The organism is Dongia sp. (assembly GCF_041909655.1).
GTDB lineage: Bacteria > Pseudomonadota > Alphaproteobacteria > Dongiales > Dongiaceae > Dongia.
The window spans coordinates 67,900-88,648 of sequence record NZ_JAYRDA010000011.1; the positions used below are offsets into that span (position 1 = coordinate 67,900).

The window sequence follows — 20,749 nt, forward strand, 5'->3', positions numbered from 1 at the left end:
CCGGCGCAGCGTCAAGGCGAGGCGGTGTCACATGTGGTGTGGAGACGTTACTCGACCGTGACGCTCTTGGCCAGATTGCGCGGCTGATCGACGTCGGTGCCTTTGGCGACCGCCGCGTGATAGGCGATGAGCTGGACCGGGATGGTGTAGAGGATCGGCGCCACGAAGGGATCGACCCGGGGGAGTTCCACCACCGCCATCGCCTTGCCGCCCAGCTTGCGCACACCTTCGGCATCGGAGAGGAACACCACCTTGCCGCCCCGCGCCATCACCTCCTGCAGATTGGAGAAGGTCTTGTCGAAGAGATCGTCGGAGGGCGCCACCACGATCACCGGGACGTTCTCGTCGATAAGGGCGATGGGGCCGTGCTTCATCTCGCCGGCGGCATAGCCTTCGGCATGGATGTAGGAGATTTCCTTGAGCTTCAGAGCACCTTCGAGCGCGATCGGGTAGGACGTGCCGCGGCCGAGGAAGAGCACATCGCGCGCCTCCGCCACCTGAAGAGCAATTTCCTTGAGATGGGCATCGTGGTTGAGCACTTCGGCGATCCGGGCCGGGACTTCGGTCAAGGCCGATGAAAGTTCCGCCTCGCGCTTCGCGTCAATGACACCGCGCGCGCGGGCGACGGCGATGGCGAAACAGGCGAGGACGACAAGTTGGGTCGTGAAAGCCTTGGTCGAGGCAACACCGATTTCCGGTCCTGCCAAAGTGTGCAGCACCACGTCGCTTTCGCGGCCCATCGTGCTTTCCGGCACGTTGAGGACGGCGATCACTTTCTGGCCCAGGGATTTGGCATAGCGAAGGGCCGCCAGCGTATCCGCCGTCTCGCCCGATTGCGAAATCACCATCAGGGCGCCCTCGGGATCCATCGGCGCCTGGCGATAGCGGAATTCCGAGGCAACATCGAGTTCCACCGGCAGGCGCGCGATGCTTTCCAGCCAGTATTTCGCGACATGGCCGGCCAGATTCGCCGTGCCGCAGGCGACGATGGTGAGATGCTTCAGCTTGGCAAGATCGATCGGAAGGTCCGGCAACTGGACGCTGCGCTCCAGCGGATTCATGAAGGCCTGCAAAGTGTCGCCGATCACGGTCGGCTGCTCGGCGATCTCCTTCATCATGAAATGCCGGTAATTGCCCTTGCCGATGAGGGCACCCGACAAGGCCGTCTGCTTCACCTCGCGGTTGACGCGGCGGCCGTCGTTATAGATGACGGCGCCATCCATCGACAGCACCGCCCAATCGTCTTCCGCGAGATAGCAGATGCGATTGGTGAAAGGGGCCAGCGCCATGGCATCCGAACCCAGAAACATCTCGCCGTCGCCATAGCCCACGGCGAGCGGCGAGCCGCGGCGGGCACCGACGATGATGTCGGGCCGGTCGGCGAAGAGGATCGCCAGGGAAAAGGCACCGTGGAGGCGGCCCATCGCCCGTTCCATCGCCTGTTCCGGCGAGTGGCCGTGTTCGAGATAATGGGTGAGGAGATGCGCCACCACCTCGGTATCGGTATCGGTGGTGAACTTCTTGCCGAGCGAGGAAAGCTCGTCGCGCAATTCCTGGAAATTCTCGATGATGCCGTTATGGACGATGGCGACCTTGTCGGTCGCATGCGGATGCGCGTTGTTCTCCGTCGGCCGGCCGTGGGTGGCCCAGCGCGTATGGCCGATGCCGATCGTGCCGTGCAAGGGCTGCTTCGCGAGAACGTCGCCGAGATTGCCGAGTTTTCCTTCGGCGCGGCGGCGATCGATGCGGCCGTCGATCAGAGTGGCGATGCCGGCGGAATCATAGCCGCGATATTCGAGACGCTTCAAGCCATCGAACAGCAATGGGGCCACTTCTGCCTTGCCGATGATGCCGACAATACCGCACATGCGCGCGTTCTCCTGGAATTGGTTATTTCTTGTCCGCTTTGGACGATTTCAGCTTTTGCCGCTGCGCTCGGAAATCCTTCGCGCGGCCGGCGCGGCTTACCTGCTCACCGCGGGCAACCGCGATCGCATCCGCCTCGACATCGCGGGTGATGACCGAACCGGCCCCGACGATGGCCCCGGCGCCGATCTTGACCGGCGCCACCAGCGCGGAATTGGAGCCGATGAAAGCCTCGGCGCCGATCTCGGTGCGGGCCTTCAGGAAGCCGTCATAATTGCAGGTGATGGTGCCGGCACCGATATTGGATTTTGCACCGACATCGGCATCGCCCAGATAGGACAGGTGATTGGCCTTGGCACCGGCGCCGATGATGCTGTTCTTCACCTCGACGAAATTGCCGATATGCGCCTCCGGTCCGATCTCGGCCCCCGGCCGCAGCCGCGCGAAGGGGCCGATGATGGCACCGCGATCGATCGTCGCCCCCTCGATATGGCAGAAGGCGCGGATCTCGACCTCATCCGCCACGGTGACGCCGGGACCAAAGACAACGTTCGGGCCGACGACGACATCGCGGCCGAGCTTCGTGTCGGCGGTGAAGTAGACGGTCCTGGGATCCAGCAGGGTGGCGCCCTCTTCCATCGCAACCATGCGGCGCTGGTCCTGATAGAGCGTTTCCGCGATGGCAAGCTCGGCGCGGCTATTGACGCCGAGGAGCTCGGCCTCAGGCGCCTCGACGACCGCGCAATCGCGGCCATCGGCACGGGCCAGCGCCACGATGTCGGTGAGATAATATTCGCCCTTGGCATTGTCGTTCTTGATGAGGCCGAGCAGCGTCCAGAGAATCGTGCCGTCGACCGCCATCACGCCGGAATTGCAGAGATTGATCGCGCGCTCGGTGGCACTCGCTTCCTTGAATTCGACGATGCGCTCGAGATTACCTTGGCGGTCGAGCACCAGGCGGCCATAGGCCCCCGCATCGGCGGGACGCATGCCAAGCACGACCACGGCGGGCTCGTCCTTGGCGGCACGGCGCTCGACCAATTTGCGCAGCGTGTCGGTCGAGACGAAGGGCGTGTCGCCGAAAAGAATGAGGATGGTGCCTGCAAAGGCGCCCAGGGCCTCACGGGCGCAGCGCACGGCATGGCCGGTGCCCAATTGCTCGGCCTGGATCGCGACCGGGGCGGGAGAGACTTCTCGCTTCACCAGATCCATGCCCGGTGCCACCACCACCGCCACGCGCTCGGGCGCCAGGGGCGCGAGATTCGAGAGGACATGGCCGACCATGGCGCGGCCGGCAATCTTGTGCATCACCTTGGGCAGGGTGGATTTCATGCGCGTGCCCTTGCCGGCGGCAAGGATGATGGCGGCGATCCGATCTGCTGATGACGACATGATAGGGGGTGTTCCTGGAAAAGGGGCGGTAGGCTTGCGATGGGCCGGAAAATGCCATATCCACCCCCCGCAATCCAACCCCAAGAAGATCAGCCCAGGATACGGGCGAAAAGGGCGGAAATATGGCTTGGCGGCGGTATTTGGTGTTCGATCTGGACGGCACGCTGATCGACTCGGCCCCGGATATCGCCGATGCGGTCAACGCTTTGCTGGGGGAACTGGGGAAGGCACCGCTGGATCTCGCCGACGTCAAACGCATGATCGGCGACGGCGCCCCGGTCCTCCTGGAGCGCGCTTTGGCGGCGTCCGGCATCCAGGAAGCGGCGGCGGGCTTCATGCCCCGCTTCAAGATTCTCTACGAGGCGGCCTCGACCAACCGCACGGCGCTCTACCCCAAGGTGCGCGAGGTGCTGGAAGGTTTCCGCCGCGACAACCGGCAACTGGCGCTCTGCACCAACAAGCCGCAGGCCGCCACGGAACTGGTGCTGCGCCATTTCGGGCTCGATTTCCTGTTCAGTGCGATCATCGGCGGCGATTCCCTCAAGGAGCGGAAGCCCGCCAAGGAACCCCTACTGGCGGCGATCCTCCAGGCAGGCGGCGATGCAGCGGCGATCGGGAGCGCGGTCATGATCGGCGACAGCCATACCGACCTCGCCACGGCGAAGGCGGCGGCGGTCGAGGCGGTGATCATTCCCTCAGGCTATGGCAGGCCGGCAGATGCCGCGAGCCAAGGGGCTTTCCACGAGATCGCACGCTTTGCCGATCTCCCCGCTTTGCTCGAAAAGCTCGATCAGAACTGAACGCCGGTCAGGTCCAGCGTCATCACGCCCAAAGCATTCTGCGCCTCGATTCGGACCGGCAAGGACGGAAGACCGGGCACAGCCGGCGCCATGAAGAGCCGCGCCGAGCGCGGATAGAATTGCGATTGTGCAGCGGCCGGAGCGAAGCCTTCCAGCAAGGTGGACGTGGCGACACATTCCGTCGCCGAGCCCTCGTAATAGGATTGCGCGAGTGGTGCTACGTCGGCAAAACCGCCTTGCGCCAAAGTGAGATCGTAGCGCCGCACGCCATCGAACAATTTGTAGGTGCCGCTGCATTGATGGGTATCGGCGAAGCTGGCCACCGCCGCCACCACGGCGCTCGCCGGGTCGATCGTGCCATGGGCAAAACCGCGCGCCTTGGCTTCCTGTGCCTGGCGCGTCATCGGCACCGCCTCGATGGCGACATTGCCGCCCTTGCCATAGGTGAGGGTCACCGCCTCCTGCTTGCCGACGATGTCGGCCACGGAGCGGAACTGCTTGGGCGCCGCGGTCGCACCGGCAAGATTCCCGGTCGAGACCATCGTCGCCCGGTAGGGATAAAGGAACCGGAAATTGCCGGTGGTGGCGGCATCGGCATTGAGGCTGTAGCGCCCATTTCCGGGCACAAGCTCCGCCCCCGCTTCCGACCCCTGCCCGGCCGGCAGTTCCACCGTGGCGGTCAGCGAAAAGACCGGGAGCCCCGCCATATAGCCGGTATAGGTCAGCGTCACCGGCTCGGCCGCTTGCGCCGGCCCGGCAAGGCCGCCCGATACCAGCAGGCCGAGGCCCAGGGAAAAACCAATCCGGCTTAAATAACGCATTGATCTGCCTCGACGATTCTGAAGGATGGAAACAGGAGAGTTCGGCTCTCCGAGGCGCGATGTCAAGGCTTGGGCAGCCATTGTCACGCGAGCGTGACGACAAAATGGGCGACAATTGACAGGGCAGCGCCCGGAGGCTAAACAACGCGCCTCAAATCCGGCGGCCAAATGATCTCGCTCTGGCCAGCCGTTCGGTCGGGTGCGTAGCTCAGCGGGAGAGCACTACCTTCACACGGTAGGGGTCACAGGTTCAATCCCTGTCGCACCCACCATTTAGCAAGCAAGACAAAACGAGCCGGGGGATCTGCGCGGGGCAATACATCCACAGCTGGATGTTTTGATTGGGGTAGAAACTGACATGGACTGGGCATTTTGTGGACCAGTTGATTGGGCGGCTACAGGATCAATGCTGTCCGGCATAGGAACCCTTATAGGCGCTGGCGCCGTCATATACGCCGCCCACAAAGGCTCCGATACATTCAAGCAATGGCGCCGCCAAAAGAGCGAAGAAAGGCGCATTGAGCTGGCCGAGCAAATCTTAACTCTTGCGTACAAGATTACTCGGGCCTTTGAAGGCATTCGCTCTCCGGCAATGCTCTCTGGCGAGATGACAAGAGTTGAGGCATCACTACGCGAGCAGCTTGAGCCCGACGACAAGAGATCATTTGGCAGCAACCTGATAACTGCACAGGGTGCACTGCTTCGCATAGATCACTACAAAAACTTATGGGATGCCCTACTGGATACTATGCCCGTAGCCAAGGCTGTCTTCGGCAATGATATTGAAACCCAATTGAGTACTTTCTGGACACAACGGGGTAAGATTATTGCCTCGGCACATAGCTATGCTCGATCAGCCTACCGAGGTCACGCTCCAACGGAAGAGATCAAGGAGCAGCAGCTTCAGCAACTGGACAGGCTTGAACAGGTTCTCTGGTCTGGTGGCGATGAAAGTGGGGTTGATGCGTTCGCAAACACCGTAAATGCTGCTGTTGCTGCGTTAGAAGCCCCCCTTCTTCTAATCATTCGTTCTGACACGCCCTTCGGCATCTCCAAGACGGACAATCGTCATTCATAGCCTTTTACTCCTCCCAGGGAGGTGAGCTAGGGAACTGAGCGGCGGCATCGAGTATACCATCTATCGCTTGTTTGGCTTCCTTATACAAACCACCTTCCAAGTGAAGGTAGACGCTGGGAAGCTCAAAGAGCTGTTTTAGTGCACTGGCTGCGGCGCCACAGATGCGGGGCAGACCAGCGGCCTCTAGCGACCATGTCTTAGGCTTCACATGCAACAGGTCGCTTCGAAACAAGTGTAGCTTCTCGATGTCCTTTCGTTCAGCACTGCTCAATACAATGGGGTCGCCTCCGAGCATAATCGACCATTCTGGTGAAGTTGCTCGCTCCAACAGCTTTCGGAACTCAGCAACCCTTTCTGATTTTGGTGCTGGCTTGCCTTTCCGACTTCCATCCTCCAGCCACTCTGCCCACTCATTGAACTCTCGATCAGCATACGCGCCTATCTCAGCGGAGCCGCGCAATGCGGCGACCATCGCACTGTTCAGCGCCGTATGGAGATCAGAAATGACAAATGCCCAAGCAGACACATCCCTTATGGCTAGCTGTAGAGCGTCTTGCGCCCGGATGCAGCATCGAGCGGCGAACGCTTCGGGGGTTATCCGCACATATCCATCCAGAAAGCTATCTGTCGGCAATTCCATGACGCATAGTCCTTCGCCGTGGCGGAGGGCGAAGAATACAGGGAGAGAACGTCACGGTCGTCCTTGATGGGGCTTTTGGTGCGGAAATCTGTTCAACTAGGTCATTCCAGTCTCCGTACCACCCCATCCAACTGAAAAATAAAGGCATTTTAAGCCATCAAAAGCTCTGATTGACGGTCATACGGTAGGGGTCACAGGTTCAATCCCTGTCGCACCCACCATTTAAACGATCGACCATACGCTGGGCCTTGCTGTGCGGCGAGAGCCGTCGCCATCCGACCGGGAGCGGATACCGATCAATAGCCCGTCAGCGAAACGGGAGCGCCCTTTCGGACGCTCCCGTGCCGTCGATCATCCCCCTCTGGCGGGACCAGACCACAATCAGACGAAGCTGAAGTTGTCCTGGTGCAAGGCCGCCAGCTTGGTGCCGATCAGGGTGAGCGAATTGTCGCCGTCGAGCGTGATGGCGACATCGTCGCCGATCTGGGTGGCGTGCGCCATCACATCGGCGAAGCCGGCGAAGAGCCCGTCGGCGAACGCGATCACATCGGCACCGTAATCGCCGAAGTCGTTGATCGTGTCCTTGCCGAAGCCGGCCGCGAACACGAAGGTGTCGGCACCGCGACCACCGGTCATCAAGTCGTCGCCGGCACCGCCATCGATGACGTCGGCGCCGTAGCCGCCGTCGAGCACATCGTCGCCGGCACCCGCGACCAGGCTGTCATTGCCATAGCCGCCGTCGAGACCATCGTCGCCGCTGCCCCCATCGAGCGTGTCGCTGCCGTAGCCGCCGTTGAGGTTGTCGTCGCCCGAGCCGCCGGCGAGGCTGTCATTGCCGTAACCGCCGTCGAGACCATCATTCCCCGCCTTTCCGGTCAGGGTATCGTTGCCGTACCCACCTTCCAGCAGGTCATCGCCGGCCCCGCCGGTGAGCGTGTCCGCCCCTGAGCCGCCGACCTGATGCTGGTCGGGTGCCTCGCCGACGAAGGCGAACGATTCCTCGCCGAGATCGCCGAGGGTCACGCCGACCAGGGTGATGCTGTTCGCGCCGTCCAGGGTGATGACGACGTCGTCGCCCACCTGCTCGGCGTGGTCCAGCACGTCTTCGGCGTCGCCGAACAGCGAACGGTCGAAGCCGAGTTTGTCGCCAGCCTGGAAGTCGGCGATCGTGTCCGCGCCGAAGCCACCCTGGTGATAGAGGAACATGTCGTCGCCCGCGCCGCCTGCGAGCTCGTCCTTGCCGGCGCCGCCGTCAAGGGTGTCGGTCCCTTCTCCGCCGTCGAGAACGTCGTCGCCTTCGTCACCGGCAAGAGCGTCGATTCCGGCATTGCCCATCAGCAAATCGTCGCCGAGACCGCCTTTCAGCGTATCGTCGTCCTCGCCGCCTTCGAGAATGTCGTCGCCCTCGCCGCCTTCGATGATGTCGGCCCCCTCGCCACCGATGAGCATATCGTCGGCGCCCAGGCCCTGGATCAGGTCATTGCCCGCAGCACCTTCCAGCACATCGTCTTCCGGCGTGCCGACGAGAACCAGGTCACCCGTCCCGTTGTCCTCGACCGTGAAGTTCCAGGCGGTCGGGTCGTCGATGCCGGCAAAGGGATTGCCGGTGCCGGCACCGTTGTTGCTCGTACCCTGGACGGCGATATTGTCAATGGCCCACCACCAGTCGTTACCACCGTCGATCACGCCGAAGCTGATCACCGCGTTGGTCGCACCCACGGGATTGTTGAGAGCGATTGTGAGCGTCTCGTTGGTTGCGTCGGCCTTGAAGTCCGGATCCGTGGGATCCGAGGTCCAGCGCAGCAGCTCGATCGGCTCGCCGCCGTCGTAGGAGACCATCAAGACCGCCTTCTGGTTGTCCTCGCGCCGCCAGCTTGAGTCGAAGGTGACTGTAGCCGTACCGGCCACGATGCCGGTGAGGTCGATCGCTGGCGTCTTCATGTAGGCGTTGAACAGATTGGGATCGATATTGGTCGCCCCGTCGTCATATTCGTCGGGATCGGCCACCATTACCGTGCCGCTGGCATTGGTAAAGCCCGCCCGGCCCTGATTGCCGGCCGAGTTGATCCAGGAGTTCTTGTCGAAGAAGGTCCAGCCATAATACTCAATGGGGCCGCCGGCGGGTGTCGTGTTCTCGTGGGTCCAACCCTCGGGCGGGGTCGCGGTGAAGTCGGTGCCGTCGCCGCCGCTCTCGCCGACGAAGGGTTGCAGGGCGAGACCTTCGAAGTCCTCAGAGAAGAGCGTGGTGCGCTGGGCGGTATCGCGCAGGGCGCCCGGTTCGATCGCGACGTAGTACTCAACGCCCGGCTCGAGATCGGTTGCCGGATCTATGGTCACGGTCTTGCCGTCGATGGTGACCTGGCTCGACGTCACATCGATGGTCTGGACGATGCTGCCATCGTCGACCCGCTTGATCAGGATGTTGCCGGTGCCGGCCAGCACATTCTCGTTGAACTCGATCACCAGATTGCTGTCGGGGGTCACATCGACACTGCCATCGACCGGCTGCAGGGCGACGATTTCCGGTGCCGCCACGTCGGCATCGGTGGTGAAGTTCCAGGTCGTCTTGTCCGAAATGCCGGCGAAGGCATTGACGCCGTCGGTGAAGGCGCCCGGCTCGATCTCGACGTAGTAGTTCGTCTCCGATGCGAGATCATCCGGCAGGTCGATGGTCGCGATGTCGCCGGATATTGTGACATTGCCCGAGGTCACGTCGATCGTCGCCACGACGCTGTCGTCCGACGCTAGCCTGATGACGATGTTACCCGCACCTTTCTGGACATCCTCGCTGAACCGCAGCGACAGGTTGGAATCGATGGCGACGCCCGCAGCGTCGTCGACCGGCGCCAGAATCGCCTCGAGCTGCGGAGGAATCGGATCGGCAGCGCCCTCCAGGAGGGAGCCGCTCTGCAGCCCATCCGGCGACAGCGCGAACGGGATGTCGAGGTGGTCGAGGATGGTCGCGACGATGGAGGTCTGCGGGACCGGGGCCTCGAAAGACGCCAGATTCTTGTTCGAGGCGATGAAGATCCGCCGTTCCGAATCGGTCTGGCCGCCATGCGTGCTGCCGGTCAGCGGATCGCGGCCATGATCGGTGGAAACGATCACCAGCCAATCCTCATCCGGATATGCGGCCTCACGCGCGGCGACGGCGGCCAGGATCTCACCCACCTGGTTGGAAGCGCTGATCAGCGCGTTGTCGTAGGTGTCGCCGAAGCCGCCGGCATGGCCAGCACCATCCACTTCGTCGAGATGCACGAAGGTGAAGTCCGGCGCCTCGGTGTTGATCAGATTCACGACGGTGTCGGTGACGGCTTCGTCCGAAAGTCCGCTCGACACATGGTCGACGATTGCGGGATCGCCCAGCAGGCCCATTTCCCGGGCGAAGTGACCCGTGTTGATCGGCGACCAGTGGACGATCGAGGCCATCGTCGCATTGGGGGAGGCATTATTGATATACTCAAAAATGCTGGTCACATCGCTGGCGATCGGCTGGTTGTTGTTGCTCGAAACACCGTGCTGATCGTCCCACACGCCGCTCAGCAGGGTCGACCAGCCGGGGCCGCTGGAGGTGCTCTGCTCCGACGCCGTTCCCCGATTGCCGCCCGCATACCCTTCGACGATGTCGAGGCCGAGGATTTCCTCCGCTTCGCCTTGTAGGCCCAGGAGCATCAATTGCTCCAGTTGCATACCATCGATCCCGATGAAGATTGCCTTTTGTACCATGACTTCCTCTCCTGTCTGAAACTCGCCGCCGGAGACCGAACTCTTCGGCCCGCGATGCGGTCGACCCGGATGCTAGGAAGCGACGATGACAGGTCGTCGACGCACAGATTACGTTGGCCATTGAAACTTGCGATGCCGGGTATCGCACGTAGCGATGGCCGGTCTCTCAGCCCCCTACTCATCTGGCGCCGGCAGGTGTAGCGCGCTTGAAACCGTCACGCTGCCGCAACCGAATGGAGACATAGTCCAATTACATTTCGGACATGAGGGCCACGAGGGCGCTCCGCGCCAGACATGGTTGGCATAGTTGGAACCTGGGATGGTCGGAACCTGGCAGCGGGAAACCTGAAACATGTCGATGATTCAGCTTCGGGCCTTCCACTTCGTGGCGGTGGCGGGCGGGTTTTCGCGGGCGGCCCGCGAGATGGCTGTCAGCCAGTCATCACTCTCCGCCCAGGTTCGACAACTGGAGGCAAGCTCCGGATTGAGTCTGTTCGAACGCAAGCCACTCGGCGTCGACCTGACGCCGGACGGCCATGTTCTGTTCGATGTGACCAAGCGTCTGTTCGCGGCCGAGGCGGAGGCGCGCGCCATCCTCCGCGGGCGTCGTCAAGGGGGTGGCCATCTTCGCGTGGCCGCCGATGCGGCATTCCATTCCGTCCAGATTCTCGCCAGTCTAAAGTCCAGCCGGCCTGACCTGACCTTCACGCTGTCCATCGGCAATTCGGGCCATGTGATCGAGCAATTGGTGAACCATCGCGCCGATGTCGGCATCACGGCGCGGCGGCCGCCCGATCCGCAGCTGCACGTCCGGCCGATATTGTCGATGCGAATCGGAATATTCGTCCCGGCCGACCATGAGTGGAGCGCGCGGGGCGAGATATCCACCGCGGAGCTTGCCGGCCGCACGATCGTCCTCCGTGAAAAGGGATCCGTCACCCGGGAAACTTTCGAATCGACCCTGGCGGACCATCATGTGGCCCCCGGGAGCATGATCGAGGTTTCGTCGCGAGAAGCGGTCTGCGAGGTCGTTGCGGCGGGCCTCGGCATTGGCATCATCGCGGATCGTGAGGTTGGCCACGATTCGCGGCTCTGCTTCCTGCCGCTCACGGACAGCGACCGGACGGTCGACGAATATGCAGTCTGTTTCCTCGAGCGGTGCCGCATGCCGATCGTGCGCGACTTTCTGACGAGCGTGTCTTCGCTGGCTCATGTGCGGTGAGCAGCGATCGATCGCGGCCTTGTCCGGGGTCCGGATCGATGCTGGTTTCTCGGCGCATTGCGCCGCTAACGATGGGGGCGCACAGTTTCAATCCCTGTTGTCCCCACCATCATCGGCAGCATCCGTCGTCAGACCGCAATTCAGCAATGTCGTTTGGATGACCGCCGCAAGGTCCTTGGCCGGCGCCCCCGATCTCGCGAGAACGCGCAGACCCAGATAGGCGTTGGTCAGGGCGAGAGCCATCCGGGCCTTGCGAGTCGCCGGCCAGTCGGCCGCCAGTGCGCTGGCGTGGAGAGCGACGCCGACGGCGCGCTCCATGCGCTTGATCATGGCCAGAACCTTTACCTGGATTTCCGTATCTGCAGGCGCCTGATCCACGGCGGCATTGCACAAAAAACATCCCCTGCGGTCATGACGCCGAACGACGGCCGCGCGCGCGTCCTCCAGGAAATGGCGGATGCGCGCGGCGCCATCGCCGGCGGTCGGGTCACGCAATGCGTCCACCGTATGCTGAATTTCCATGCGATTATAGCGGTCGAGGGCTGCGAGATAGATGCTGCGCTTGTCCTGGAAGGCCTTGTAGAGGCTGCCCCGGGCAATCTTCATGGCATCGAGCAGGTCCGGCAGCGAAGTGCCCTCATAGCCCTTCGCCCAGAACACGTTCATGGCGCCCTCAAGCGCCTCGTCAATATCGAATTCCCGCGGTCGCGCCATTTTGGTACCTCCAGGCCAGAATATGCTTATTGGGAACCAATCGGTCAATATGTGGAAAAATTTTCCAAGCAGTTATTGACTAATCGGTTCCTAATTACAATGTCAACTGTGGCGACCGGTATGGCGCCTAATTTGGAACCGTTTAGTTCCAAATTGTAACCCATTATTGAACAAGGAGATGTGTCATGTCTGGAACCAAAATTCTGTCTTCTTTTGACGCCCGCAATGCCCTGTCATTCGACCGGCATCTGGCATCCGCTGAACGGCTCGGCACCGACATTACGAGACTTGGCGCCTATGGCATTTTCGCTTCGCTGGCCGTGATCTATTTCTGGTTCGGCGGCATGAAATTCACGGCCTACGAAGCACAAGGCCTGGTGCCGCTTGTGGAGAACAGCCCGTTCCTTTCGTGGATGTATGAAATTTTCTCGGTGCGCGGCTTTTCGACGTTCCTCGGATTTGTGGAACTGAGCATCGGCCTCCTGATCGCCGGGCGCATTCTTACGCCAACTCTTTCAGCGATCGGCGGGTTTCTGTCGGCCGGCCTCTTCGCGACGACGCTGAGTTTCATGATCTCGACCCCCGGCGTCATCGAATCAGGCCTTGGTTTCCCGGCGATTTCCGTGGCACCCGGGCAGTTCTTGCTGAAGGATATCGGGCTGCTGGCCGGTTCCGTATTCATTCTCGGCCACTCGCTTTCCGCGATGGCCCGGAAGCGGGCGTCGCGGTCGATGTATTCGGCTTACATCGTCTAATGTCACACCCTTTGAATAGTAACAGAACGGCCGGCAACAGCCGGCCGTTCTCTTGCGCGATAAGGGTCGTTCTATTCCGCGATCAGCGCACGCAGCATCCAGACGGCTTTCTCGTGCGCATCCAGGCGGCGTGTGGCGAGATCCGCGGTGGCGGCGTCGCCGGCACCGTCGGCAAGTTCGGCGAGTTCGCGCAGGCTACGGGCGATGGTTTCGTGATCGGCGATGAGTTCGCGGATCATCTTCTCGCCCGATTGCGTGCCGTCGGAATCCTTGATGCTGGTGAGCTTGGCGAAGGCGGCAAAGCCAGCCGGCGAGGGATGACCGAGCGCCCGGATGCGTTCGGCAATCTCGTCAATCGCGGCGGCCATTTCCTCGTATTGCGCTTCGGTCAGTTTGTGGAGGCCATAGAAAAGCGGCCCCACCACATTCCAGTGGAAACCTTGGGTCTTCACATAAAGGGCGTAGGAATCGGCCAATGATTTGGCGAGCGCTTTGGCAACGGCCTGGCGGTCAGCGTTCTGGATGCCGGTTTTGACGTTTTCGACCGAGGTTTTTGCCTGCAAGACTTCTGCGGTCATGGGAATCTCCTTTCAGCGGGTGATGGGCATGGGTACGGCGATCAGCCAACCCGCGCGGCCTGGCCGCGATGTCTTGAAAGGAACCCCGCAAATCCTGGCCGGTTCCGGCCTCGATTGTCGCACTTTCCGGGGTGAAAACCCTTTTCCGGGGCTGGCATATGACAGCGCAACCATGCAAAAATGACGCGATTATCGCGACCCCGCACGATTCCATCCCGGTCCGCTCGGACCCAACAGGGACAGACATGCAACCCAAGACCACTCTTATTTCACATCCGTTCGATATGATCGTGTTCGGCGGTCGGGGCGACCTTGCCCGCCGCAAGCTGATCCCCGCCCTCTATCATCTCGACCGCGAACGGCGTCTGCCCGATGACGGGCGCATCATCGCGGTATCGCGCGGGGCAATGGCCAACGACGCTTTCGTCAAGATGATGCATGACGATTGCATGACCTATTCGACCAATGGCAGCGACGTTCAGTTCGACGAGGTGTCCTGGGGCCGGTTCGCCCAGCGCCTGACCTATCTTGGCCTCGATGCCACGGATGCCAAAAGCTATGACGGCCTCGCCCAGTTGCTCAAAGGCCGCGAAGATGTGGTCCGCGCCTTCTATCTGGCGACGGCGCCAGATCTCTTCGGTCCCATCGCCGCCAACCTCAAGGCGCTCGATCTGGTGACGCAACCGTCCCGCCTGGTGCTGGAGAAGCCGCTGGGCAAGGATCTGGCCTCGGCCCATGAGATCAACGCGGCCGTCGCCAAGGCCTTCGCCGAACCGCAGACCTATCGGATCGATCATTATCTCGGCAAGGAGACGGTGCAGAACCTGATGGTGCTGCGCTTCGCCAATGCGCTGTTCGAGCCGCTGTGGAACCGCACTCATATCGACCATGTGCAGATTTCCGTGGCCGAGACCGTCGGTGTGGGCGGGCGCTGGAAATATTACAATGAGTCCGGCGCGCTCCGCGACATGATCCAGAACCATCTGCTGCAGTTGGTCTGCCTCACCGCCATGGAGCCGCCCTCGACTCTGGATGCCGACATGATCCGTGACGAGAAGCTGAAGGTCTTGCGCGCCCTGCAGCCGATCTATGCGGCCGATGTGGCGCAGGCGACGGTGCGCGGCCAGTACCGCGCCGGTGCCATCGACGGCAAGGCCGTGCCCGGCTATCTGGAAGAATCCGATGCCGAGCCGCAGAGCAACACGGAAACCTTCGTCGCCATCAAGATCGGCATCGACAATTGGCGCTGGGCCGGCGTGCCCTTCTATGTGCGCACGGGCAAGCGCCTGCCGGCGCGTTCCTCCGAGATCGTGGTCCAGTTCAAAACGCCACCGCATTCGCCCTATCCCGCCTCGGCCGGAACCATCCATCCCAACAAATTGGTGATGCGCCTGCAGCCCGATGAGGGCATCCGCCTGATCATGCTCAACAAGGGCCGCGGGCCGGGCGAACTGAAGCTGCACCAGACAGCGCTCGATCTTTCCTTCGCCGAGACCTTCGGCGGCCGCTCGCCCGATGCTTATGAACGCTTGCTGCTCGACGTCATTCGCGGCCGGCCGGCTCTGTTCATGCGCCTGGACGAGCTCGAGGCGGCGTGGCGCTGGACCGATGGGATCCTGCAGGGCTGGGCGGATACCGCTTTGGCGGCAAAACCCTACGCAGCCGGGTCCTGGGGACCCAATGCGGCGATCTCGCTCATTGAGCGCGACGGCCGCACCTGGCACGAGGACGATATCTAGGTGCCGGTGCGAGAAGAGTCTTTTACAGACCGCGACGCCCTCGCCGCGGCACTTGCCGGGCGTCTCGTCGCTATCCTGCACCAGGCGATCGCACGGGATGGGTCGGCGAGCCTCGTGGTGCCGGGTGGCACGACACCGGTCGCCGTGTTCAAGCATCTCGCCGCAAGCGATCTCGCCTGGGAAAACGTCAATGTCATCCCCTGCGACGAACGTTGGGTGGCGCCAGATCATGCCGACAGCAATGAAGGCCTTATCCGCCAACATCTGCTGACCGGGAACGCGGATGCTGCACGGGTGTTTGCGCTCTACCGGCCGCTGCCCACACCCGATGACGCCGTGCCAGATGTCACGCGCGCCCTCAAGGCCATCAAGCGGCCCTTCGATGCGGTCTTTCTCGGCATGGGTGAAGACGGGCATTTCGCCTCGCTCTTTCCGGGCCGCGGAGAGACAACGTCCGGCCTGGCGCTCGACAATGCCAGCAATCTCATGACTCTGCGGGAGCCAGCGAAAGGGCATCCTCGGATCGGCCTCACCTTGCGGGCACTCACCGATGCGAAACACCTCATCCTGGCAGTGCTGGGTGAGCAGAAACGCGTTGTGTTGGCGCAAGCCAAGGCCAATATCAACGATGATCGCCTGCCCGTGGCGGCGCTGCTGCGCCAGAGCCGCGTGCCGGTCGACATCATGTCCTGTCCCTAAGTTGAAAGCGTGAGGACCATCATGCATCCCACGATCCAAGCCGTCACGGAGCGCATCCGCGCCCGCAGCCAGGATTCCCGGAAAGCCTATCTCGCCCGTATCGAAGCGGCGCGCAGCAAGGGCGTGAAACGCGGACATCTTTCCTGCGGCAATCTCGCCCATGGGTTTGCCGCCTGCTCGGCGGACGACAAAGCGGCACTGACCGACACAGTGCTGCCCAATCTCGGCATTGTCTCCTCCTATAACGACATGCTTTCGGCACATCAGCCGTTCAAGGACTATCCCGAGATCATCAAGCAAGCCGTGGAAGGCCATGCGACCGCGCAATTCGCCGGCGGCGTCCCCGCCATGTGCGATGGCGTGACGCAAGGCCAGACCGGCATGGAATTGTCGCTGTTCAGCCGCGACGTCATTGCCATGGCGACCGCCATCTCGCTCTCGCATGACATGTTCGATGCCGCGCTGATGCTGGGCGTCTGCGACAAGATCGTCCCGGGCCTCCTCATCGGCGCCTTGAGCTTCGGCCATCTGCCGACCGTCTTCGTGCCGGCGGGACCGATGCCCTCCGGATTGCCGAACGCGGAAAAATCGCGCATCCGCCAGCTCTACGCCGAAGGCAAGGTGGGCCGGAAGGAATTGCTGGAAGCGGAATCGGCCTCCTATCACGCGCCCGGCACCTGCACCTTCTATGGTACCGCCAACAGCAACCAGATGCTGATGGAATTGATGGGTCTGCACATGCCGGGCGCCGCTTTCGTCAATCCCGGCACGCCGCTGCGCGCTGCCCTCACCGCTGCGGCGGCCAAACGCGTCGCCTCGGCAACTGCCCTGGGGAATGATTGCCGGCCGATCGGCGAGATCGTCGACGAGAAGGCGATCGTCAATGCGATCGTCGGTCTGGTGGCGACCGGCGGCTCGACCAATCACACGATCCATCTCATCGCCGTGGCGGCCGCGGCGGGCGTCAAGATTACCTGGGCGGATTTCGCCGAGATCTCGGCGGTCACCCCCCTGCTCTGCCGCATCTATCCCAACGGCCAGGCGGATGTGAATCACTTCCAGGCGGCGGGTGGCTTCGGCTTTCTGGTGCGGGAATTGATCGATGCCGGCCTTGTGCATCGCGACGTGAAGACGTTGGTGGGCGACGATCTCTCGGCTTATGCGCAAGAGCCCTATCTCGATGGTGATCAATTGAAATGGCGCGATGCGCCGGCGGATTCGCTCGACCGCGACGTGCTGCGCCCAGTGAAGGATCCGTTCGCGCCGGAGGGTGGTATCCGCGTGCTCACAGGCAATCTCGGCCAATCAATCATCAAGGTTTCGGCGGTGAAGCCGACGCATCGGGTGATCGAGGCGCCGGCCATGGTTTTCACCAGCCAGCAGGAGGTGAAGGATGCGTTCAAGGCGGGCAAGCTGCACCGCGATGTCATCGTCGTGGTGAAGGGCCAGGGCCCGCGGGCCAACGGCATGCCGGAACTTCACCAATTGACGCCGTCTTTGGGTGTGCTGCTCGATCTCGGCTACAAGGTGGCCTTGGTGACCGATGGCCGCATGTCGGGCGCCTCGGGCAAGGTGCCGGCAGCCATTCATCTTTCGCCGGAAGCCGTTGCCGGCGGGCCGATCGCCCGCATCCGCGATGGCGACATCCTGCGCCTCGATACGGAGACGGACCAGCTGACGGTCAAGATTCCGGCGGCGGAGTTCGCAGCGCGGAAAGCTGAAATACCTGACATCTCGGAACATGCCCAGGGCTGCGGCCGTGAGCTCTTTGCCGGCTTCCGCGCCGCCGTCGGCTCCGCAGACCAGGGTGCCGCCAGTTTCGGGTGGGGCGGCATTTGATGAGCGAGATGGTTTTGGTCGCCGATATCGGCGGCACCAATGCACGCTTTGCGCTCTGTCCGAAGGGAGAGGCCAGGGTCGAGCGGATGAAGACGCTCTCGGCCAAGGATTATCCCGATATCGCCACAGCGATCTCGACCTATCTTGACTGGGTGGAAGCGCAGCCGGTCGAGGCCTGTTTCGCGGTGGCCTGCCCGGCGCGCGACGACCAGATCGAGTTCACCAACTCGACCTGGCGCTTTTCAAGAAAGGTGCTCGCCGCCGAATTCGGCTGGCGCCGCTTCAAGACGGTGAATGATTTCGAGGCGCTGTCCCTGGGCGTGCCCCAAGCCAAACCGGAAGGCCTCCATACCCTGCGCCGCGGGACGATCGAACCCAGGGGCGCCTGTGCGGTGCTGGGGCCAGGCACCGGCTTCGGTGTTTCCGGCCTCGTATGCGATCGTCACGGCGGCTGGGTGGCATTGGCTGGCGAAGGCGGCCATGTCGGCTTTGCACCGCAGGACGAATTGGAAATGGAGCTGTTGCGCTATCTGCAGCAACGTTACGGCCGCGTCTCCTGCGAGCGGCTGCTTTCGGGTGACGGCCTGGTCAACATCTATGAGTTTCTCTGTGTGCAGGCGGGCAAGCCTGCCGAGCGGCCGAGCCCGGCCGAGATCACCGCGCGCGGTTTGGAACAGGGTGAGCGCGTCGCCCGAGATGCCTTGCGGCGTTTCTGCGCCATCCTCGGTTCCGCCGCCGGCGATCTCGCCCTCATTCTCGGCTCCAGTGGTGGCGTCTATATCGGCGGCGGCATTGTACCGCGATTGCTTCCTATTCTCCTCGATAGCCGTTTCGAAGAGCGCTTTCTCGACAAGGGCCGTTTGTCTTCCCTGCTCCAGGCGATGCCGATCTTCGTCATTCTCGACAACACGCTGGCTCTGCTTGGCGCGGCGGTCACTTTGATGCAGGATGAGGCTTAGTTCATCACGCTTGCCGAGCCAGGTTCCATTTCATGTCTCGATCATATCGCCGCATCGCAGATGATTCATTCCTCGATCATTGCGGGGAGAATGTGCGGCGGGCATATGAATACTGGAATACCAAGCGCGGCGACCGATCGATGCCGTCGCGAGCCGATATCGATCCCAGCGAAATTCGCGACCTGTTGCCGGGAATCATCCTGGTCGACGTCGCTCATGATCCCACGCGCCTCACCTACCGCCTGGTCGGCACCGATGAAGTGGAAGCCCGCGGCAGTGACCCGACCGGCGGGGATGTCCGTGAGCATGTCTTCGCCGTAACGGCCGAAGAGGGCTATCAGACCTATATGATGGCGATCGAGCTGCGCCGGCCGGTCTTCGACGAAGAGCCTGTGCTCTCGCCCAATCCCCGTCTCAGCGAAGTGGGTTCGCTGGTGATGCCGCTCTCCGCCGATGGCCGCGAGGTCAATATGCTGATGGCCTATATCGATTACCGGCGGAACCGCTGATCCCTCTTAATTCTTCTTGCGCGGCACGCGGAAGAGCTGCTGATCGATCTCCATGCCGAATTGCGCATTGAAAAGGCCGACGCGCACTTCCTGTTCCTTGTTGTCCACCACGGTCCACTGGCGCAGTTCCAGGGGCTTGTCACCCAATTCCAGCATGACCTTGCCTTCCTCGGCATCGTCGGTCTGACGGATGGTGATGGCAAAGGAATTGGGCGCGCGCTGGAAATCGGTAACGGTAACATCGCCGCCCAGATGCACGTTTTCCTTCAGCAGAAACCAGATCGGCGAGGAAGAGACCGGCACGCGGTTGATCTGGTCCAGCTCGGGATCGTAGTAATGCAGCGAGACGCTGTCGGAGACGATCAGCATCGGTGAGGGCGGTTCATATTCAATGCGGATGAAGCCTGGGCGCTTCAGATAGAGATTGCCGAAGGCGATGCCGCCCTTCGCTGAATATTGCTGGAACTTCGCCTGCATCGTGGTGATGCCATTGAGATAATCCTGGATGCGCCGGATATCGGCTTGGTCCTGCGGCGTAAGATTGGCCGGGACCGCATCGGCAAGGGCAAAGCTGCCGAACAGAGGCGCGGGGGCGAAGCCGCCTGCCAGAGCGAGCAGATGCCGCCGCGTCGGGTTGAAATCAGTCAAGATGCGTGAATCCTTTGCTAGTCGTCGAGGCCGCGCGCCAGAACTTCGCGCTTGCCGACGTGATTGGCGGTGCTGACGACACCTTCTTTTTCCATCCGCTCGATGATGCGGGCGGCGCGGTTGTAGCCGATCTGCAGATGGCGCTGAACAAAGCTGACCGAGGCCTTGCGCTCGCGCGTGACGATGGCAATGGCGCGGTCATAGAGTTCGTCGCCCGAGCCACCGCCGGGTTCACCGTCCACACCATCAAGCCCGCCGGCCTCCTCGTCATCCTGGGTCACTTCCTCGATATAGGACGGCTCACCCTGTTCCTTCAGGAAGCGCACGATCGATTCCACCTCGCGGTCGGAAACGAACGGGCCGTGAACACGGGTGATACGCCCGCCATTGGCCATATAGAGCATGTCACCCTGCCCCAACAGCTGTTCGGCCCCCATCTCACCAAGAATTGTTCGGCTGTCGATCTTGGTGGTGACGTGGAAGCTGATACGGGTAGGGAAGTTGGCCTTGATCGTGCCGGTGATGACGTCGACCGAGGGCCGCTGGGTTGCCATGATGATGTGGATGCCGGCGGCGCGCGCCATCTGCGCCAGGCGCTGAATGGCCGCCTCGATTTCCTTGCCTGCCACCAGCATCAAATCGGCCATTTCGTCGACCACGACGACGATGAAAGGAAGCGCCGTGAGATCGAACGGCTCTTCCTCATAGACCGGCTGGCCGGTTTCGAGATCGAAGCCGGTCTGCACGCGCCGGGTCAGCGTCTC

18 protein-coding genes and 1 tRNA gene are annotated in these 20,749 nt (G+C 62.1%); 10 read left to right on the forward strand and 9 right to left on the reverse strand.

All coding sequences use genetic code 11. From position 1 onward, the window contains the following. Window positions 1-47: 47 nt before the first annotated feature. Window positions 48-1,868 (reverse strand): glutamine--fructose-6-phosphate transaminase (isomerizing), encoded by a 1,821-nt coding sequence (glmS, locus tag ACE3PR_RS18550; protein WP_374375067.1) that lies wholly within the window; start codon window positions 1,866-1,868, stop codon window positions 48-50. A 22-nt stretch (window positions 1,869-1,890) separates the two neighbouring features. Continuing rightward, window positions 1,891-3,258, reverse strand: coding sequence for a bifunctional UDP-N-acetylglucosamine diphosphorylase/glucosamine-1-phosphate N-acetyltransferase GlmU (gene glmU / locus ACE3PR_RS18555; protein WP_374375070.1), 1,368 nt, complete (start codon window positions 3,256-3,258; stop codon window positions 1,891-1,893). Window positions 3,259-3,401: 143 nt separating this feature from the next. Here glmU and ACE3PR_RS18560 point away from each other — a divergent pair, with 143 nt between their 5' ends. Beyond that, window positions 3,402-4,058 carry an HAD hydrolase-like protein gene (locus ACE3PR_RS18560; protein WP_374375072.1) on the forward strand — a complete coding sequence of 219 codons (657 nt, stop codon included), beginning with the start codon at window positions 3,402-3,404 and terminating at the stop codon, window positions 4,056-4,058. On the opposite strand, the gene ACE3PR_RS18565 is transcribed toward ACE3PR_RS18560, so the two are convergent. Further along, a complete protein-coding gene (locus ACE3PR_RS18565; RefSeq protein WP_374375075.1) occupies window positions 4,049-4,879 on the reverse strand; it encodes a DUF3108 domain-containing protein in 831 nt (276 codons plus the stop codon). The genes ACE3PR_RS18560 and ACE3PR_RS18565 overlap by 10 nt on opposite strands. A gap of 197 nt (window positions 4,880-5,076) precedes the next feature. Between ACE3PR_RS18565 and ACE3PR_RS18570 the strand changes: the two genes are divergently transcribed. Together ACE3PR_RS18570 and ACE3PR_RS18575 are read left to right on the forward strand one after the other, a co-directional pair. Then, a tRNA-Val gene (locus ACE3PR_RS18570) sits at window positions 5,077-5,151 on the forward strand. A gap of 86 nt (window positions 5,152-5,237) precedes the next feature. Continuing rightward, on the forward strand, window positions 5,238-5,957 hold the full coding sequence (locus ACE3PR_RS18575; RefSeq protein ID WP_374375077.1) for a hypothetical protein: 720 nt from the start codon (window positions 5,238-5,240) through the stop codon (window positions 5,955-5,957). A 4-nt stretch (window positions 5,958-5,961) separates the two neighbouring features. Here the strand turns inward: ACE3PR_RS18575 and ACE3PR_RS18580 are convergent, their stop codons facing one another. Together ACE3PR_RS18580 and ACE3PR_RS18585 are read right to left on the reverse strand one after the other, a co-directional pair. Next, complete coding sequence (locus ACE3PR_RS18580) at window positions 5,962-6,597, reverse strand: hypothetical protein (protein ID WP_374375079.1); 636 nt, start codon at window positions 6,595-6,597, stop codon at window positions 5,962-5,964. A 381-nt stretch (window positions 6,598-6,978) separates the two neighbouring features. Beyond that, window positions 6,979-10,323: an Ig-like domain-containing protein gene (locus ACE3PR_RS18585; RefSeq protein ID WP_374375081.1), complete on the reverse strand. Its 3,345-nt coding sequence runs from the start codon at window positions 10,321-10,323 to the stop codon at window positions 6,979-6,981. A 352-nt stretch (window positions 10,324-10,675) separates the two neighbouring features. Between ACE3PR_RS18585 and ACE3PR_RS18590 the strand changes: the two genes are divergently transcribed. Then, complete coding sequence (locus ACE3PR_RS18590; protein ID WP_374375084.1) at window positions 10,676-11,545, forward strand: LysR family transcriptional regulator; 870 nt, start codon at window positions 10,676-10,678, stop codon at window positions 11,543-11,545. 87 nt (window positions 11,546-11,632) lie between these two features. Here ACE3PR_RS18590 and ACE3PR_RS18595 read toward each other — a convergent pair whose 3' ends face one another. After that, window positions 11,633-12,259: a TetR/AcrR family transcriptional regulator gene (locus ACE3PR_RS18595; RefSeq protein WP_374375087.1), complete on the reverse strand. Its 627-nt coding sequence runs from the start codon at window positions 12,257-12,259 to the stop codon at window positions 11,633-11,635. A gap of 185 nt (window positions 12,260-12,444) precedes the next feature. Between ACE3PR_RS18595 and ACE3PR_RS18600 the strand changes: the two genes are divergently transcribed. Beyond that, window positions 12,445-13,014, forward strand: coding sequence for a YkgB family protein (locus ACE3PR_RS18600; protein WP_374375089.1), 570 nt, complete (start codon window positions 12,445-12,447; stop codon window positions 13,012-13,014). Between the two features lie 71 nt (window positions 13,015-13,085). Here the strand turns inward: ACE3PR_RS18600 and ACE3PR_RS18605 are convergent, their stop codons facing one another. After that, a complete protein-coding gene (locus ACE3PR_RS18605) occupies window positions 13,086-13,592 on the reverse strand; it encodes a Dps family protein (RefSeq protein WP_374375092.1) in 507 nt (168 codons plus the stop codon). Window positions 13,593-13,837: 245 nt separating this feature from the next. Here ACE3PR_RS18605 and zwf point away from each other — a divergent pair, with 245 nt between their 5' ends. From zwf to ACE3PR_RS18630, 5 genes are read left to right on the forward strand one after another with little or no spacing between them, the layout of a single operon-like run. Then, complete coding sequence (gene zwf / locus ACE3PR_RS18610) at window positions 13,838-15,331, forward strand: glucose-6-phosphate dehydrogenase (RefSeq protein WP_374375094.1); 1,494 nt, start codon at window positions 13,838-13,840, stop codon at window positions 15,329-15,331. Further along, complete coding sequence (gene pgl, locus ACE3PR_RS18615; protein ID WP_374375098.1) at window positions 15,332-16,030, forward strand: 6-phosphogluconolactonase; 699 nt, start codon at window positions 15,332-15,334, stop codon at window positions 16,028-16,030. It begins immediately after the preceding gene. A gap of 21 nt (window positions 16,031-16,051) precedes the next feature. Next, window positions 16,052-17,869 (forward strand): phosphogluconate dehydratase, encoded by a 1,818-nt coding sequence (edd, locus tag ACE3PR_RS18620; protein ID WP_374375100.1) that lies wholly within the window; start codon window positions 16,052-16,054, stop codon window positions 17,867-17,869. Continuing rightward, entirely contained in the window at window positions 17,869-18,828 is a 960-nt protein-coding gene (gene glk / locus ACE3PR_RS18625) for a glucokinase (RefSeq protein WP_374375102.1), read from the forward strand. Before edd ends, glk begins: the two co-directional genes overlap by 1 nt. Before the next feature lie 32 nt (window positions 18,829-18,860). Further along, a complete protein-coding gene (locus ACE3PR_RS18630) occupies window positions 18,861-19,337 on the forward strand; it encodes a PAS domain-containing protein (RefSeq protein ID WP_374375105.1) in 477 nt (158 codons plus the stop codon). A 6-nt stretch (window positions 19,338-19,343) separates the two neighbouring features. Here ACE3PR_RS18630 and ACE3PR_RS18635 read toward each other — a convergent pair whose 3' ends face one another. Both ACE3PR_RS18635 and ACE3PR_RS18640 read right to left on the reverse strand, forming a co-directional pair. Further along, a complete protein-coding gene (locus ACE3PR_RS18635; RefSeq protein WP_374375108.1) occupies window positions 19,344-19,985 on the reverse strand; it encodes an outer membrane lipoprotein carrier protein LolA in 642 nt (213 codons plus the stop codon). A 17-nt stretch (window positions 19,986-20,002) separates the two neighbouring features. Then, the coding region (locus tag ACE3PR_RS18640; protein WP_374375111.1) for a DNA translocase FtsK at window positions 20,003-20,749 on the reverse strand (747 nt) is incomplete at its 5' end.

Excerpts from the sequence above, each read along its gene's own strand:
- ACE3PR_RS18600 (WP_374375089.1), top strand. The coding sequence starts at position 12,445 with ATGTCTGGAACCAAAATTCTGTCTTCTTTTGACGCCCGCAATGCCCTG.
- ACE3PR_RS18630 (WP_374375105.1), top strand. The coding sequence starts at position 18,861 with ATGTCTCGATCATATCGCCGCATCGCAGATGATTCATTCCTCGATCAT.
- ACE3PR_RS18585 (WP_374375081.1), bottom strand. The coding sequence starts at position 10,323 with ATGGTACAAAAGGCAATCTTCATCGGGATCGATGGTATGCAACTGGAG.
- ACE3PR_RS18575 (WP_374375077.1), top strand. The coding sequence starts at position 5,238 with ATGGACTGGGCATTTTGTGGACCAGTTGATTGGGCGGCTACAGGATCA.
- ACE3PR_RS18595 (WP_374375087.1), bottom strand. The coding sequence starts at position 12,259 with ATGGCGCGACCGCGGGAATTCGATATTGACGAGGCGCTTGAGGGCGCC.
- zwf (WP_374375094.1), top strand. The coding sequence starts at position 13,838 with ATGCAACCCAAGACCACTCTTATTTCACATCCGTTCGATATGATCGTG.
- glk (WP_374375102.1), top strand. The coding sequence starts at position 17,869 with ATGAGCGAGATGGTTTTGGTCGCCGATATCGGCGGCACCAATGCACGC.
- ACE3PR_RS18590 (WP_374375084.1), top strand. The coding sequence starts at position 10,676 with ATGTCGATGATTCAGCTTCGGGCCTTCCACTTCGTGGCGGTGGCGGGC.
- ACE3PR_RS18565 (WP_374375075.1), bottom strand. The coding sequence starts at position 4,879 with ATGCGTTATTTAAGCCGGATTGGTTTTTCCCTGGGCCTCGGCCTGCTG.
- edd (WP_374375100.1), top strand. The coding sequence starts at position 16,052 with ATGCATCCCACGATCCAAGCCGTCACGGAGCGCATCCGCGCCCGCAGC.
- ACE3PR_RS18580 (WP_374375079.1), bottom strand. The coding sequence starts at position 6,597 with ATGGAATTGCCGACAGATAGCTTTCTGGATGGATATGTGCGGATAACC.
- ACE3PR_RS18605 (WP_374375092.1), bottom strand. The coding sequence starts at position 13,592 with ATGACCGCAGAAGTCTTGCAGGCAAAAACCTCGGTCGAAAACGTCAAA.
- glmU (WP_374375070.1), bottom strand. The coding sequence starts at position 3,258 with ATGTCGTCATCAGCAGATCGGATCGCCGCCATCATCCTTGCCGCCGGC.
- glmS (WP_374375067.1), bottom strand. The coding sequence starts at position 1,868 with ATGTGCGGTATTGTCGGCATCATCGGCAAGGCAGAAGTGGCCCCATTG.